The 15,713-nt window shown below is 71.5% G+C and carries 13 protein-coding genes; 6 read left to right on the top strand and 7 right to left on the bottom strand.

Annotated elements, in window-relative coordinates; genetic code table 11:
• Window positions 1-474: 474 nt before the first annotated feature.
• Complete coding sequence (locus ACIGJO_RS31325; protein WP_399963957.1) at window positions 475-924, top strand: PTS glucose transporter subunit IIA; 450 nt, start codon at window positions 475-477, stop codon at window positions 922-924.
• A gap of 75 nt (window positions 925-999) precedes the next feature.
• Window positions 1,000-2,670, top strand: a complete 1,671-nt coding sequence (ptsP, locus tag ACIGJO_RS31320; protein ID WP_399963955.1) for a phosphoenolpyruvate--protein phosphotransferase — start codon at window positions 1,000-1,002, stop codon at window positions 2,668-2,670.
• A gap of 97 nt (window positions 2,671-2,767) precedes the next feature.
• Here ptsP and ACIGJO_RS31315 read toward each other — a convergent pair whose 3' ends face one another.
• Together ACIGJO_RS31315 and ACIGJO_RS31310 are read right to left on the bottom strand one after the other, a co-directional pair.
• On the bottom strand, window positions 2,768-3,658 hold the full coding sequence (locus tag ACIGJO_RS31315) for a hypothetical protein (RefSeq protein WP_399963953.1): 891 nt from the start codon (window positions 3,656-3,658) through the stop codon (window positions 2,768-2,770).
• A 66-nt stretch (window positions 3,659-3,724) separates the two neighbouring features.
• Entirely contained in the window at window positions 3,725-5,701 is a 1,977-nt protein-coding gene (locus tag ACIGJO_RS31310) for an acetoacetate--CoA ligase (protein ID WP_399963951.1), read from the bottom strand.
• Between the two features lie 219 nt (window positions 5,702-5,920).
• Here ACIGJO_RS31310 and ACIGJO_RS31305 point away from each other — a divergent pair, with 219 nt between their 5' ends.
• The gene (locus ACIGJO_RS31305) at window positions 5,921-8,326 is read left to right on the top strand and encodes a glycoside hydrolase family 31 protein (protein ID WP_399963949.1); all 2,406 of its coding nucleotides are present in this window, start codon (window positions 5,921-5,923) and stop codon (window positions 8,324-8,326) included.
• On the opposite strand, the gene ACIGJO_RS31300 is transcribed toward ACIGJO_RS31305, so the two are convergent.
• A complete protein-coding gene (locus tag ACIGJO_RS31300) occupies window positions 8,317-8,877 on the bottom strand; it encodes an NUDIX domain-containing protein (RefSeq protein WP_399963947.1) in 561 nt (186 codons plus the stop codon). The genes ACIGJO_RS31305 and ACIGJO_RS31300 overlap by 10 nt on opposite strands.
• Before the next feature lie 60 nt (window positions 8,878-8,937).
• Here ACIGJO_RS31300 and ACIGJO_RS31295 point away from each other — a divergent pair, with 60 nt between their 5' ends.
• Together ACIGJO_RS31295 and ACIGJO_RS31290 are read left to right on the top strand one after the other, a co-directional pair.
• Entirely contained in the window at window positions 8,938-9,744 is an 807-nt protein-coding gene (locus tag ACIGJO_RS31295; protein ID WP_399963945.1) for a M15 family metallopeptidase, read from the top strand.
• Window positions 9,745-9,872: 128 nt separating this feature from the next.
• Window positions 9,873-10,220 carry an Mpo1-like protein gene (locus tag ACIGJO_RS31290; protein WP_399963943.1) on the top strand — a complete coding sequence of 116 codons (348 nt, stop codon included), beginning with the start codon at window positions 9,873-9,875 and terminating at the stop codon, window positions 10,218-10,220.
• Window positions 10,221-10,383: 163 nt separating this feature from the next.
• Here ACIGJO_RS31290 and ACIGJO_RS31285 read toward each other — a convergent pair whose 3' ends face one another.
• From ACIGJO_RS31285 to ACIGJO_RS31270, 4 genes are read right to left on the bottom strand one after another with little or no spacing between them, the layout of a single operon-like run.
• Window positions 10,384-10,989 carry a GTP-binding protein gene (locus ACIGJO_RS31285; RefSeq protein WP_399963941.1) on the bottom strand — a complete coding sequence of 202 codons (606 nt, stop codon included), beginning with the start codon at window positions 10,987-10,989 and terminating at the stop codon, window positions 10,384-10,386.
• Window positions 10,970-11,407, bottom strand: a complete 438-nt coding sequence (locus tag ACIGJO_RS31280) for a DUF742 domain-containing protein (RefSeq protein WP_399963939.1) — start codon at window positions 11,405-11,407, stop codon at window positions 10,970-10,972. Before ACIGJO_RS31280 ends, ACIGJO_RS31285 begins: the two co-directional genes overlap by 20 nt.
• Window positions 11,408-11,416: 9 nt before the next feature.
• The gene (locus ACIGJO_RS31275) at window positions 11,417-11,860 is read right to left on the bottom strand and encodes a roadblock/LC7 domain-containing protein (protein WP_399963938.1); all 444 of its coding nucleotides are present in this window, start codon (window positions 11,858-11,860) and stop codon (window positions 11,417-11,419) included.
• The gene (locus ACIGJO_RS31270) at window positions 11,857-14,727 is read right to left on the bottom strand and encodes a nitrate- and nitrite sensing domain-containing protein (protein ID WP_399963936.1); all 2,871 of its coding nucleotides are present in this window, start codon (window positions 14,725-14,727) and stop codon (window positions 11,857-11,859) included. Before ACIGJO_RS31270 ends, ACIGJO_RS31275 begins: the two co-directional genes overlap by 4 nt.
• A 621-nt stretch (window positions 14,728-15,348) precedes the next feature.
• Here ACIGJO_RS31270 and ACIGJO_RS31265 point away from each other — a divergent pair.
• Complete coding sequence (locus tag ACIGJO_RS31265) at window positions 15,349-15,699, top strand: hypothetical protein (RefSeq protein WP_329941032.1); 351 nt, start codon at window positions 15,349-15,351, stop codon at window positions 15,697-15,699.
• Window positions 15,700-15,713 lie beyond the last annotated feature (14 nt).

Below are 15,713 nucleotides of genomic sequence, written 5' to 3'. Positions count from 1 at the left end.
GCTTCCTTCGGTCCCGTTTCACCGGGGCCCTCCGGGCGCTTCCCTTCGTTCTTGCGTTTCCGACTCTATCAGACTCTTTCGTGTCCGATTCCCGGCCGAAGCGGGTCAAACGATTTTCGCTTTCCAGTTCTTCGCTTTCGCGCTTCCCTTTCCGGCGAGTCCGACTCTATCAGGCCTTTTCCTTTACCTTGACCAACCTCCTGCAGACATGCAGAAGCTCGATACGGGCTACAGTCAGGGCTTAATCGTCGCCGCCGACCCCCGACTCAATGTCGCGTTGGGGTCAGGCAGGAGTACGACAGTACAGGCCGCCGGTAGGTGAGGCAAATCGTTTCCGGTGCACCCCTAGGTCCGCCAACCGGTAGGTCTCGGGCGGAACCGGGACTTCATATGACTTACGCTGCTGAGCAGTACGCCGTCCCTCATCGGCCGCGGCGGCGACCACATGAATCTCCACCCCCTGGGAGGCTCCCCATGACCAACGTGACGTCCCCTCTTGTCGGACGCGCCATCGGACTCACCGCGGTGCCCGACCCGGTCTTCTCCGGCGCGATGGTGGGTCCCGGAACCGCCATCGACCCCGTACGTGAGCCGTCCGAGGCGGTGTCGCCGGTCGACGGCATCGTTGTCTCCCTCCACCCGCACGCGTTCGTCGTCGTGGACGAGCAGGGACACGGTGTACTGACGCACCTCGGGATCGACACCGTCCAGCTCAACGGCGAGGGCTTCGAGCTTCTCGTGAACAAGGGTGACACCGTGACGCGCGGCCAGGGCATCGTGCGCTGGGACCCGGCCGGTGTCGAGGCCGCCGGCAAGTCAGCCATCTGCCCGATCGTCGCGCTCGAAGCCACGGCCGAGTCCCTCTCCGACGTCCGCGAGGATGGCGACGTGAAGGTCGGCGACACGCTGTTCAGCTGGCAGTGACGCGCTCGGCGCGGTAACAGCCAGTCGGACATCCACCGCGGTGACAGGGTCACCGCACAATCGGAGACGGGTGAAATGGAGACAACGCTGCGAGGCGTCGGCGTGAGCCACGGTGTGGCGATCGGCGAGGTTCGGCACATGGGTACGGCGGTGCTGGAGCCGCCCGCCAAACAGATTCCCGCGGAGGAGGCCGAGCGCGAACAGGGGCGTGCCCGGCAGGCCGTGGAAGCGGTGGCGGCCGACCTGATTGCGCGCGGCAATCTGGCCGGTGGCGAGGCGCAGCATGTACTTGAGGCCCAGGCCATGATGGCCCAGGACCCCGAGCTGATGGCTGATGTCGAGCGGCGTATCGCCGTCGGCAGCACCGCGGAGCGCGCCGTGTACGACGCGTTCGCCGCCTACCGGGCGCTGCTCGCCAACGCCGGCGAGTACCTGGCGGGCCGGGTCGCCGACCTGGACGACGTCCGGAACCGGATCGTGGCCCGGCTGCTCGGTGTGCCGATGCCCGGTGTCCCGGACAGCGACGAGCCGTACGTGCTGATCGCCCGCGACCTGGCTCCCGCCGACACCGCGCTGCTGGACCCGACGCTGGTGCTCGGCTTCGTCACCGAGGAGGGCGGGCCCACCAGCCACAGCGCCATCCTGGCGCGGGCGCTCGGCGTTCCGGCCGTGGTGGCCCTGCCCGGCGCCGGTGAGCTGGCCGAGGGCACGGTGATCGCGGTGGACGGCAGCACCGGCGAGATCTTCGTCCACCCGACCGACGAGAAGCGTGCCGAGATGGAGAGCGCGGCCGCTGCCCGCAAGGCCGCGCTGGCCGCGTCGAGCGGTCCCGGTGCCACGTCCGACGGTCACAAGGTGCCGCTGCTCGCCAATGTCGGCGGTCCCGGCGATGTGCCCGCGGCGGTGGAGGCGGGCGCCGAGGGTGTCGGTCTGTTCCGTACCGAGTTCCTCTTCCTGGACGACAGCAAGCACGCTCCGTCCGAGGGGAAGCAGGTCGCCGCCTACCGGGCCGTCCTGGAGGCCTTCCCCGAGGGCCGCGTGGTCGTGCGGGTGCTGGACGCCGGCGCGGACAAGCCGCTGGACTTCCTCACCCCGGCGGATGAGCCGAACCCGGCGCTCGGTGTCCGTGGGCTGCGCAGCCTGCTGGACCACCCGGAGGTGCTGCGTACTCAGCTGACCTCGCTGGCGAAGGCGGCCGAGGGGCTGCCGGTGTACCTGGAAGTCATGGCTCCGATGGTCGCCGACCGTATCGACGCCAAGGCGTTCGCGGACGCGTGCCGCGAGGCGGGCCTGGAGGCCAAGTTCGGCGCGATGGTGGAGATTCCGTCGGCGGCCCTGCGGGCGCGGTCGATCCTGCAGGAGGTCGAGTTCCTCTCGCTGGGCACCAATGACCTGGCGCAGTACACCTTCGCCGCCGACCGTCAGGTAGGCGCCGTGTCACGGCTCCAGGACCCGTGGCAGCCGGCTCTGCTGGATCTTGTCGCCATGTCCGCCGAGGCCGCGCGGGCCGAGGGCAAGAGCTGCGGTGTCTGTGGTGAGGCCGCGGCCGATCCGCTGCTCGCGTGTGTGCTGACCGGTCTGGGTGTCACCTCGCTCTCCATGGGGGCCGCGTCCATTCCCTATGTACGCGCGACGCTCGCGAAGTACACGCTCGCGCAGTGCGAGCGTGCGGCTTCCGCGGCCCGTTCGGCGGAGTCCGCCGAGGAGGCCCGGGTCGCCGCCCAGGCGGTGCTGTCGGGCGAGTAGGTCCGTGCGGTCCGGCCGGGACCGTGTGGTGGAGGGGCTTTCCGTCCGTGGACGGGAAGCCCCTCCTCGCGTTGCCCCTCGGCGTCCGCGCCGCGGGTCAGTGGTGGGCTTCCGGTGTGTCCGCACCGACGTCGAAGCCCGCGCAGTACTCCACACCGGACTCCGGGGCGACCGGTTCGCCGGTGTCCGCGTCGGTGCAGTAGGCGCTGAAGACCTCGCCCTCGGTGAGCGGAAGGAGGCTGCCCGCGGTCAGCCGCCAGCCGTGGACGCGGTCGGGGGCGCCCGGAGTGCTCGTACGCAGGACCACTCCCCCGCGGGTTTCCAGGGCGATGGCCACCGCGAGCACGGTGGCGAACTCCGCTCCCTGGGATGCTTCGAGGCCGGCCGGGCCCTTCGGACCGCGCTCGGTGTGCAGGACGGCGAGCAACTGCTCGTTGTCGGTCGGGGTGCTGCAGACGAGATGGTGCGTGCCTTCTCCCGCGGTTTCCAGCAGCCGCATCAGCAGGTGCGAGGCCCGGTCGAAGGCGGCGCGGCCGATGTCATGGCCGCAGTCCGCGCATTCGCCGAGGTCGGCCAGCAGGAGCGTGGCGTACTCCCAGGTGGCCCGGCGGACCGACCGGGAGACCAGGAGCGGGATGAGCTCGTCGAGGGCCTGGCCGCTGTAGCGGACGGTGGCGCCGGCTCCCGCGACCTCGGCGGTGAAACGGCTGCGGCTGGCCGGGGCATCGGGGTCGAGGCCGGACTCCGTACAGAATTCCGCGTAGTCCTCGGGGTCGAAGAGGGCGACCGTGGAGTGCATGCCCTGTGCCGCGAGGGACTTGAGGAGACCCTCGACCTGCTGGAGGTAGACGGTGTGGTCGTCGAACGTGAAGGTGCGGTAGCGCCGCATGGCCGCGAAGTCCTGCTCGTCGACCAGGAGGCCGATGGTGCTGGGTGCTTCGCGGCGCAGCGTGCGTCGCATGGATGTGCCGTACTTCGTGTGCGCCATGTGTCCCCCTGTGCACTGTGCGTCATTGCTCACTCAGCGTAACCAGGGGGTCTGACAGCGGGTCCGTCAGCGGCGGGTGCGGGCCAGGTCCGCGTAGAAGTGGAGGAGTTCTATGTTGTCCACGGAGCCCGGGTTGACCGCTTTGGCCAGGTCCGTTCCTTGCAGGAGACGCTTGACCGGAACCTCGATGCGCTTGCCCGTGAGGGTGTGCGGGATGGCGGGGACCTCGATGACCTCGTCCGGTACATGGCGCGGGGAGAGGTTCTCGCGGATCGTCCGTCTGATGCTTTCACGCAGGTCGTCATCGAGGGTGGCGCCGTCGGCGAGGTGCACGAACAGCGGCATCCAGTACCCGCCGTCGGGCTCTTCCAGGCCGATGACGAGGGATTCGCGGATCTCCGGGAGCCGCTCGACGGCCTCGTAGATGTCGGCCGACCCCATCCGTACGCCCTGTCGGTTCAGGGTGGAGTCGGAGCGGCCGTGGATGATCACCGAGCCGCGGTCGGTGAGGGTGATCCAGTCGCCGTGGCGCCAGACGCCGGGATACATGTCGAAGTAGCTGTCGTGGTACCGGCTGCCGTCGGGGTCGTTCCAGAAGTGGATCGGCATGGAGGGCAGGGGCTGGGTGACGACGAGTTCGCCGACCTCGCCGGTGAGCGGCTTGCCCGCCGGATCCCAGGCCTGGAGGTCGGTGCCCAGACAGGGCGCCTGGAGTTCACCGATGTGTACGGGGAGGGTGGGGACCCCTCCGGCGAAGCAGCTGCAGACGTCGGTGCCACCGCTGACCGAGGCGATCCACAGGTCCTCGGCCACTTCGTCGTGCAGCCAGCGGAATCCGTCCGGCGGGAGCGGCGAGCCGGTGGTGGCCACGCACTGGACGCGGGAGAGGTCGAGGTCGCGGCCCGGGTGGATGCCGGCCTTGCGGCAGGCCATGACATAGGCGGCGGAGGTCCCGAAGAAGGTGGCTCCGGTCTGTTCGGCGACGCGCCACTGGGTGCTGACGTCGGGGTATCCGGGGCTGCCGTCGTACAGCACGACCGTGGCACCGGTGAGCAGGCCGGAGACGAGGAAGTTCCACATCATCCAGCCGGTGGAGGTGTACCAGAAGAAACGGTCCTCGGGTCCGAGGTCGCAGTGCAGGCCGATCTGCTTGAGGTGTTCGAGCAGGATGCCGCCCTGGGACTGGACGATGGCCTTGGGGAGGCCTGTGGTGCCGGAGGAGTAGAGGACCCACAGGGGGTGGTCGAAGGGGACCGGTTCGAAGACCGGTTCGGTGTCCGCGGAGGTGAGAGCGGACCATTCGAGGGAGCCTTCGGGGGCGGCCGTGCCGAGCAGGGGGACGTGGACGACGGCCCGCAGGGTGGGGAGTTCGGCGCGCAGCTCGGCGACGGTCCCGGTCCGGTCGTGTTCCTTGCCGCCGTAGCGGTAGCCGTCGACGGCGAACAGGACGACGGGTTCGACCTGCTGGAAGCGGTCGAGGACGCTGCGGGCGCCGAAGTCGGGGGCGCAGGAGGTCCAGACTCCGCCGACGGCCGCGGTGGCGAGAAAGGCGACGATCGCCTGGGGGATGTTGGGGAGGTAGCCGCTGACGCGGTCGCCGGGGGTGACGCCCAGGGCGCGGAGTTCCGCGGCGAGCGAGCCGACCTGACGGCGGAGCTCCGACCAGCCGACCGGCACCTGGGTGTGGGTCTCGTCCACGTGGAGCAGGGCCGGGGCGTCGGCGCGGGAGGCGTCCTCGGCGGCGCGCAGGGCGTGCTCGGCGTAGTTGAGGGTGGCGCCGGGGAACCAGGTGGCGCCGGGCATGGCGCGGTCGCCGAGGACCGACTCGTACGGGGTGGAGAAGCGTACGTCGAACCAGTCGGCGAGGGCCTGCCAGAAGGTGCCGAGCTCGTCGACGGACCAGCGGTGGAGCGCCGGGTAGCCGCCTTCCGCCGGGGCTCCGTACCGTTCGGCGGCCCAGCTCTGGAAGCGGGTGACGGCGGCGGCCGCGACGCGGTCGGGGCCGGGCTGCCAGAGGGGGGCGTCGTTCGCGGCTGAGGTCATGGGTCGGCTCCCTGGCTGTACGGGTACGCGGGGTGGGCGTGGTGGCGCACACGAGCTGGGGTGTGCGCGTGAGCACCTGCTACGGACGATGCCATGTGATCGTCCCGGACACCAGGGTTGCCCGCCCATGGTCGCTTGTCCGGCTATGTGCTCCGGCCATGGGTGAACGGAAGTTGAACGGAGAGTTCTCCGGGGTGACCGGGTGGCAGGGTGATCCGCATGGACGGTCGTGACCTGGTGCGCTCGGTGAAATTGCTCGGTTCGGTACGGGGTCTGCGCACGGTGCGCACGGCCTGGCGGCATCGGCGCGCGGACGCGCGGGCGCTCCCCGGGCGCGGTGCGGAGCGGGCCAGGGTTCCCGGGTCGGTGCTGGGCGCGGAGCCCGGCCCCGGCGGGGGTGTGGTGCGGTTCGCCCGTTCGGAGCTGCGGATCCGGGTCGCGGTGGGCGGCGCGGTGTTCTGGGCCTGGGACGGTGCGGAGCCGTTGCCGTCGTACGCGTTGCCGGGTGCGGCCCCCGAGCCGGATCCGCGGGCCGGGCTGGAGCCGGACAAGGACGGTGGCTGGCAGGTCGTCTCGGAGCGGCTGACGGTGGCGGTGTCGCGGAACGGGGCAGTGGAGCTGCGGACGCCGGGCGGGGTGGTGCTGCGGCGGGAGCTGCCGCCGCGCTGGTGGGAGCCGGTGGGCGGGGGGCCGGCGCGGTGGGTGCAGCGCTCCGAGGTGCCGGCGGACGCGCGGTTCTTCGGGCTCGGCGGGCGGGCGTCGGGGCCCCGGCTCCGCGACGGGGTGTACCGGCTGTGGAACACCGACCCGGGCGGGCGCTTCGGCCCCGGCGACGATCCGTTGTCCCTGACCATGCCGGTGCAGGTCGTGGTCTCGGACGCGGGGACCCATCTGGCCTTCCACGACAACACCTGGGCCGGGCGGGTGACGCTGCGCGAGGGCGAGGTGGGGGCGGGTTCCGGGCACGACCGGCAGGGGACCTGCGAGGTACGGATGGACGGGGGTCCGCTGCGCTGCTGGGTGGTCGCGGGGACGCCGGCGCGGGTGCTGCGGGGCTGGACGGCGCTGACGGGGGCGCCCGCGCTGCCGCCGTCGTGGGCGCTGGGGCCGCAGCACGCCCGCTGGGGCTTCGGCGACGAGCGGGAGGTGCGGCGGGTCGTCGCGGGATACCGGGAGCGTGGGCTCCCCCTGTCCGCGATCCATCTGGACATCGATCACTACGACGCGCATCAGGTGTTCACGGTCGATCGCCGGGGGTTCCCCGATCTGCCCGCGCTGGCACAGGAGTTGCGTACGGAGGGGGTCCGGCTGGTGTCGATCGTGGATCCCGCCGTGAAGGCGGAGGCCGGGCTGCCGCTCTTCGACAGCGGCACAGCGGTCGGTGAGCGGGGCGCGTTCGTCCGGGACGCCCAGGGGCGGATGGTGGTCGGGGAAGTATGGCCGGGGGCCAGCGGATACCCGGACTTCACCGATCCGCTTGTGCGGGAATGGTGGGGGTCTCTGTACGGGGAACGGCTCGCCCAGGGCTTCTCCGGCGTATGGCACGACATGAACGAGCCGGTGTCCTTCACGCCCTTCGGGGACCCGACCCTGCCGCGCTCGGCCAGGCACTGTCTGGAGGGCCGCGGCGGCGATCACCGCGAGGCCCACAATGTGTACGCGCTGGCGATGGCGCGCGCCGGCTACGAGGGTCTGCTCCGGCTGCGGCCGGAGGAGCGGCCGTTCCTGTTCTCGCGATCGGGGTGGGCCGGGATGCAGCGGTACGGGGGCACCTGGTCCGGAGATGTGGCGACGGGATGGCCGGGGCTGCGGGCCTCGCTCGCGCTCGTCCTCGGTCTCGGGCTGTGCGGGGTGCCGTATTCCGGACCGGATGTGGGCGGGTTCGACGGCTCGCCCTCGCCGGAGCTGTATCTGCGGTGGTTCCAGCTGGGCGCGTATCTGCCGCTGTTCCGTACGCATGCCGCGATCGACGCGGGCCGCAGGGAACCGTGGGAGTTCGGGCCCGAGGTGCTGGAGCACGCGCGGGCGGCGCTGACGGAGCGGGAGCGGCTGCTCCCGTATTTCGTGACACTGGCTCAGCTCGCCCGGCTGACGGGTGCCCCGTACGCGCGGCCGCTGTGGTGGGGGGCGCCGGGGGACCGCGCGCTGCGGGACTGCGAGGACGCGTTCCTGCTGGGGGACGCGTTGCTGGTGGCACCGGTGCTGGAGCCCGGGGCGGACCAACGGGCGGTGCGGCTGCCGCGCGGGCGGTGGTACGACACGGCGACCGGGGCGGTGTACGAGGGTCCGGGCCAGGTCCTGGTGGATGCCCCGTTGTCCCGGATTCCGGTGCTGGCCCGGGCCGGAGCGGTGATTCCGGTGCGGGGCGCGGACGGCGGGACGGAGCTGGAGGTGTGGGCTCCGCCGCCGGGACGCAGTGGGGGCGGTCTGGTCGTGCCCGATGCGGGCGACGGGTGGGAGGCGGCCGAGGTCGAGCGGTACACCACGCGGCTGGCGGACGGGCGTGTGGTGGTCGAGCGGGACGGCGGGGAGGGCGTGGTGGCCCGGCCCGTGCGGGTGCGGGGTCTGCGGGGCGCGCCCGGCGCGGGGGCGGTGGGTGCGGCGGGCGGGACGGGTCAGCCGTAGCGGCCGGCGAACCAGGCGCGTACCGCTTCGGTGTGCAGGGGGAAGGCCAGCTCCCGCGGAGCGCGCAGGATGTGGTGGCCGGAGGTCTCGTCGGTCGGCACGGAGGGCGGGAGCGCGGCGGCGGGGCGCCGCGGGAGCAGGCCGAGTACCAGGAGGTGTCCGTCCGCGTCGCTGAGGGCGTCCGCGAGGCGGACGTCCTCTTCGCGGGCCTGGATGCCGGTCTCCTCGTGGAGTTCCCGCACGACCGCGTGCCGCCAGTCCTCGGCGTGGTCGATGAAGCCGCCGGGGAGTGCCACGCCGCCCTTCCGGGGCTCGATGGTGCGGGTGATGACGACGAGTCCGGTGCCGTGCCGGTCGGTGACGGGCAGCAGGGCCAGCGCCACGGGCAGCGGGTTGCGGTAGGCGGTGGTGCCGCAGCGGGCGCAGGTGCGGGGCCAGGCATCGGCGGAGGGGAGGTCACGGTAGGGGGCTCCGCAATCGCCGCAGTGGGAGTTCTTCCCGTGCGGGACCGGCTGAGCGGGGTCGAGGGAACTGTTCCTGGGCTCGGACACGGGCGGACTGTATCCGATCGGTCTTCCGCCCGGGGCAGGGAGCTGATAGACGATGTGCCCATGACAGATCTGCGCTCTGTTCTCCGTACCCCGGCAGCCGCTGCCTTCGCACTGTCCGTCGCGACCGCCGCCGCCCCGGTGGCCCGCGCCGCGCCGGAACCGAAGGCTCCCGAGGAGTTCGTCGCGCTGCGGTCCGTCGACCCCACGATCATCCAGGAGATGCGCTACGCGACGGCCCACACCTTCATGGGCGAGCCGGTGGACGGATACCGCCGGCCGGTCTGCATCCTGACCCGGCCCGCCGCCCGTGCGCTGCACACGGCGCAGACACGGCTGCTTCGCCGGGGCTACTCGCTGAAGGTGTACGACTGCTACCGGCCGCAGCGGGCGGTGGACCACTTCGTAAGGTGGGCGAAGGATCCCGGCGACCGGGTCATGCAGGGCGAGTTCTACCCACGTGTCGACAAGTCCCGGCTGTTCGAGGACGGTTATATCGCGGAGAAGTCCGGCCACAGCCGGGGCAGCACGGTCGATCTGACCGTGGTGAGGCTGCCGGCGCTGCCGACCCGGCCGTATCTGCCGGGCGAGCCCCTCGCTCACTGCTTCGCGCCCGAAGACGAACGCTTCCCCGACAATTCGGTGGACATGGGGACGGGTTACGACTGCTTCGACACGCTGTCGCATACGGACGACCCACGCATCCAGGGGGTACAGCGCGCCAACCGGCAGTTCCTGAAGCGGACGCTCACCGGGGTCGGTTTCGTGAATCTGGCCGAGGAGTGGTGGCACTACACCTTCGAACCGGAACCATTTCCGGACACGTACTTCGACTTCCCGGTGGCCCGGCGGTCCGTCGCCGGGCACTGAACGCGGCCACAGGAGGCGCGAGGGGAACGGGCGACCGGGACCACCCCCGTGGGCTCCGGCCGCCCGTTCTTCTTCTCGGACGCGGAACAGCCGTATCCGGTTGCCGCGTCAGCCATTACGGTGCCCGTATGTCACAGCAGACGTTCGATTCGTACGAGGAGTTCTGGCCCTACTACGTGGCGATGCACTCCCGCAGCGCGACCCGCTGGGTCCATCTGACCGGCACGCTGACCGGTCTCACGATCGCCGTCTACGGGCTGGCGCGTGGCCGGAAGCGCTACGCGGCGGCCCTGCCCCTGATCGGGTACGGCACCGCCTGGCCGGCGCATTTCTTCATCGAGAAGAACAACCCGGCCAGCTTCGGGCATCCCGCGTGGTCGCTGCGCGGCGATGTGCGGATGATCCGCATGATGCTCGCGGGCCGGGACCGGGAGCTGGCGGAGACCGCGGAGAAGTGGCTCGCCGAGAACCGCTGAGCGGCGGCAGGCGGCGTGCGGGCAGCAGGCGGCGGGCGGCAAGGACCTGCGCAGGCGACGACGCGGCCTCCCGCCGTGCGGGCCGCGCGTTCCCCCGCCGGACGGCGGGCGGCCCGTACCCCCGCGCTGTCGCCGGAGGGAGGGGCCGCACGCCCCGCGGCTGTCAGGTGGTGACGGGCTCCTTGGGCCGGTCGGCACGGGCCATCGCGTGCTCGACCACCCTGACCAGTACGTCACGCACGGAGGACCGCTCGCGTGCGTCGCACACGAGGACCGGCACCCCGGGGTCGAGGTCGAGCGCCGCCTGCACCGTCTCCGCGGGGAACCGGTCGGCTCCCTCGAAGCAGTTGACGGCCACCGTGAACGGGATCTTCCGGCGCTCGAAGTAGTCGACCGCCGCGAAGCAGTCCGCCAGCCTCCGGGTGTCCGCGAGGACGACCGCGCCCAGGGACCCCTGGGCCAGCTCGTCCCACAGGAACCAGAAGCGGTCCTGGCCCGGCGTGCCGAACAGGTACAGCACCAGGTCCTCGCGGAGCGTGATGCGTCCGAAGTCCATGGCCACCGTGGTGGTGGTCTTGCCCTCGACACCCTCCAGGTCGTCCACCGGACGGCCCGCCTCGCTCAGCCTCTCCTCCGTACGCAGCGGTCTGATCTCGCTGACCGCGCCCACCAGGGTCGTCTTGCCCACACCGAATCCGCCCGCCACCAGGATTTTCAGGGTAACGGGCTCAACGGGCCGCTTCTTGCGGCTAGAGCGCCCGAAGGCCATTGATCACCTCGCGAAGAATGTTCACGTCCGGCAGCTCGGCCGGCGGAACGGGACGGGTTACGTGCACCAGCTCGTCCTCCACGAGATCGCCCACCAGCACCCGGACCACCCCTACGGGAAGGTCCAGGCCGGCGGAGAGCTCGGCGATCGACTGGGGCATGTCGCTGCAGAGTTCGACGATCTCCACGTGCTCCGGGGAGAGCGTCTGGTCCCGGCCGGGATCGTCGGCCGCCGGTTCGGGGACGACGACCGCGATCAGGTCGAGCCGGTGGCGTGACGCGCTGCTGGTACGCCCCCGGGTCATCGCGTACGGACGGACCACCGGTCCGGCGTCCGCGTCGTACCAGCGTGAGGACGGGGGGCCGCCGGGGGCATCCGGAGATCCGGGGACGGTCTCCCGGGAGGAGTCGGCGCTCATGCCATCCCCTCACCCTCCGGCGGACAGACCGGTGGTACGTGGGGCGTTGGCCAGATGGGCGCCCACACGCTTGACCATCAGGGTCATCTCGTACGCCACCTGGCCCACGTCGGAGTCGGCGTCGGCCAGAACGGCGAGACAGCTGCCGTCGCCCGCGGCCGTGACGAAGAGGAACGCCTCGTCGAGCTCGACGACGGTCTGGCGCACCCGGCCCGCGTCGAAGTGCCGGCCCACGCCCTTGGCGAGGCTGTGGAAGCCGGAGGCGACCGCGGCCAGATGCTCGCTGTCCTCCCTGGTCAGATCCTGCGAGGTACCGGTGGCCAGACCGTCGCTGGAGAGCACCAGCGCCTTACGGATACTGGCGACGCGCTGCACGAGTTCGTCGAGCAGCCAGTTGAGTTCGCCGGACTCCTGGCGTACGGAGTCCTGTGCTGCGGCGTTCGGTGCGGTCATCGACCGTCCCCTCCCGGAGTGGTTCCTGGTGCTGTATCGCCGGGGCCGGACGCGTCCTCGGCGTTCTGCCGGCGGCCGCGCTGCCAGCCCCGTTGGAGCGAGGCCATGCGATTGCGTACTTCGTCCGCGTCGCGCTCGACGTCGTCGGCGCCGTCCGCGGGGTCGTGGTGCGGCTGCCCTCCCGCGGATTCCCCGCGGAGCTGGGGGGCGAGGCTCGCCTGCCGGACCCGTCGGGGCAGTCCGCCCACCGTCTCCGGGGCCGCCGGTCCGCCGGGGAACCGCGAGGCGTACGAGGACTCGGGAGGCACCACGGCCTGTGGGGTCTTCGGGGCGCGTGGTGTGCCGGTGTGCGCGACCGGGCCGGTCGTGGTGCGGGCCGGGCCGGTGGGACCGGAACCCGTCCCGGACGGTGCCGGGGCGTCCTCGTCGGTGCGGTGGGCGGCACGGCCGGAGTCGTCCACCCGGCGCCCCCGGTCGGCGACGAGGGTCGGAGGCTTGCGGCGGGGCAGCGGCACCGGACCGGCCGGCCGCATCGGACGGACGTCCGCCGACGGTTCACCACTGTGGTCGCGTGCCTGCTGGTGCTGATCGCGGTCGCCGGCGCGGTGCAGGTCCCGGGAGCGGAAGATGCCGCCGCGTTCGCTCTCGGTGTCCTCCAGGTCGCGGACGCCGTCGAGCACGGGGCCGAGCGCCGGGTCGAGGGACCGGTCGAGCGCGCTGTTCACGAAGTCCAGCGGGCCGACGGGGCCTTCGAGTTCGACGGGCCCGTCGAGCACGGCCGGGTCGGTGAGGCCGGTGGGGACCGGGGAGAGCGCCGAGGACCTGCCGGGGCCGCCCGCCCTGCGGTCCTCGCTCTCCCGTACGCCGTCCTTCCTGGACCCCTCGCCGCTCCGGGCGTCGTCCGCCGGGCGGCCGCCGATGATCGCCCGCTCGGCCCGGCGGTCCAGGCGGAATCCGGTGCCGTGTGTGTCGGGGGCGTCGGTCAGCAGCGCCGCCGGGATGAACACGACGGCGGTCGTCCCTCCGTACGGGGACTTCTGGAGCGAGACCCGGACGTTCTGCCGCTGGGCGAGCCGGCTGACCACGAAGAGGCCGAGACGGTCGGTGTCGGAGAGTTCGAAGTCGGGGGTCTCGGCGAGCCTCAGGTTGGCGTCCAGCAGGATGTCCGGGGCCATGCCGAGCCCCCGGTCGTGGATCTCCAGCGTGAAGCCGTTGGAGACGCGTTCCCCGTGGACCTGGACCGCGGTGTGCGGCGGGGAGAACACGGTGGCGTTTTCGAGGAGTTCCGCGATCAGGTGGGTGAGGTCGGCGACGGCGGGACCGCCGACCCCGATCCGCGGCAGCCGCCGGACCTCGATGCGCTCGTAGTCCTCCACCTCGGCGACCGCGGCCCGGACCACGTCCATCAGCTGGATCGGCTTGCGCCACTGCCGGGACGGGGCGGCCCCGGAAAGGATCACGAGGCCCTCGGCGTGGCGCCGCATGCGGGTGGTCAGGTGGTCGAGGCGGAACAGGTCGGCGAGTTCGTCGCTGTTCTCCGTACGGCGCTCCATGGTGTCCAGCAGCGTCAGCTGACGGTGCAGGAGCACCTGGTTGCGGCGGGCGAGGTTGACGAACACCTCGGAGACACCGCGGCGCATGTCCGCCTGTTTGACGGCGGCCTCGACGGCGGCCCGCTGAAGGGTGTTGAGGGCCTGGCCGACCTGGCCGATCTCGTCCCGTTCGTACTGGAGGCGAGGGGCCTCGGTCTCGACGTCGACCTGTTCCCCGGCGGCGAGCCGGCGCATCACGCTCGGCAGTCGCACACCGGACACCTCATGGGCGTCCTTGCGGAGCCGGGAGAGGTCGCGGACCAGCTCACGGCCGATGCGCACGGAGACGAAGACCGAGATGAGGAGGGCGAGGAAGCCGAGGACGCCCGCGATACCGGCCTGGACGAGCACACGGTAGGCGGCCGGTTCGGCGCGGTCCTGGAAGCGGTTGCTCATCTCGGTGGAGTCGTTGGCCAGCCGGTCCAGTACGGGCGGGGCCACCTGCTGCCACCGTTCGGCGTCGACGGTGCCCGGCTCCTTCGCCGGTCCGGCGTCGATCAGCCGGCTCTCCGCCGTGCGCAGCGGTTCGGTGTCGGGGCTGCCCCAGTACTGTTCGACGCGCCGGCGTTCCGATGAGGGCAGGAGTTCGAGGTTGATCTCGTAGAGGAGCTTCCGGTTGGCGACGAGGTCGGATATCGCGCGCAGTTCGGGAGCGGTGAGACGGCCCGCGCTGAGTCCGGAGCTGATCAGCGCGTCCTCGCGGGAGAGCATTTCGCGCGCCCGCGATATGCCGACCAGGGCGCGGACCTGCTTGTCCATCGATACGTTCTCCATCCTGTGGAGACCGTTGAGGAAGCGGTAGCAGGGGTCCACGAGGCCGTTGTAGAAGTCCAGGGCCTGGGGGCGGCTGATGGTGCGGTTCTCGACCGAGTCGCGCAGGGCGTCGAGTCCGTCGACGGCGCTGAGGATCGAGTCGAGTTCGGCCTCGGCGGCGGGGCGCAGCGCGTCGCGGATGTCCTGCCGCTGTGCGCTGTCCCGGACCTGCGCCACGATGCGGTCGGTGGCGGCGCGTTGACGGCGCAGCAGGGGCAGGGCGTCGGAGGCCCGGGGGTCGGCGAGGAAGGCGAGGGTCTGTCTGCGTTCGCCCTGGACGGCCCGGACGGTCTCCTCCAGGGGGTGGCTGACCTTCTCCACGATGGCGCTCGCGCTCATCAGCTGGTTGGCCTCGCGGCCGGTGAGGAAGGTGGCGAAGACCCAGAGGCCCGTGAGGGATACGAGCGGCACCAGGAGCAACGCCACGATCTTCCTGCGGATGGACTTCCCGCGAAAGCGCATGGCCTCCCCCAGATCGACCCCGCACGCGGGGGTGTGTTCCGTCGGTCCTGCTCGACGTCCGTCGCCCGTGCCCCGACGGTCCGTCGGTCGTTTCTGCGTCGACGACCGTCGGTCCTGCGTCAATAAACGGCGCGAGCCTACTACTGACGCACAGGCAACTCGAAGACACCTCCGGAAGATTTTCGGCCGCCCGCCCGCGAGTTGATCGTGAGTTGTCCTGGTATTCCCTGAGATGAATTTCGCGAAAGCGACAGTGGTTGTGTGACAGAGCGCCGTATACCCGGGCGTGGCACTTGGCTGGAATTCTTCGTTCCATGACCGTCCGGGCGCCCTGGGGCCTTTCTGTGGGAATCTTCACGAGTGTTCATACGTCCCCCTGCTACGGGGGAAGATGGCACTGCGGGGGCCTGCACGGCACGGTGGACTCGCTCCGCCCGCGTAGAGCGGGCACAAGCCGGGCAGCCACCCTGAAGTCGGACAGTGGTGGGGAGTTGAAGGTCCTTGAATACGGACGAGCGCCGGAGATCCGGAAGGCCGGCCAGCGCCGCGGCGGCCGGGGCCACGGAAGGGGCGCGGATTCCGCGGCAGCTGTGGGTGGAGGAACCGGCGTCGAAGCGACGGATGCCCGACGCGGTGCGGACGGCCGCGGTGCGTGCGGTGCTGATCATGTCGCTGACGCTCATCCAGGCCATGGTGGCCTTTCTGTGCACGCTGACGGGTTCCTGGCTCGCCTTCCCGATGGTGCTCAGCTCGGTCGCCAGCACGGTGGTCGCGACCTGGTCGGTGCTGGATGTGTGGGTGACCCGTCAGGTGTGGCATCAGCGCAACGGTGTGGTGTCCGTGCCCAGCAGCACGGCGCGGCGGATGCGCCGCGAGCGTCGCCGGGCACGGCGCGCGGCCCGGACGGCGGAGCTGGACGGTACGGGGATACGGCGGGAGCACCGGGGCGCCAGCGACCTGTCCCAGGCCTGAGGCGCACGGGGCCG

Origin of the sequence: Streptomyces sp. NPDC079020, assembly GCF_044542225.1 — a bacterium.
Classification (GTDB): Bacteria; Actinomycetota; Actinomycetes; order Streptomycetales; family Streptomycetaceae; genus Streptomyces.
This window is presented reverse-complemented; position numbering and strand designations above follow the sequence as displayed.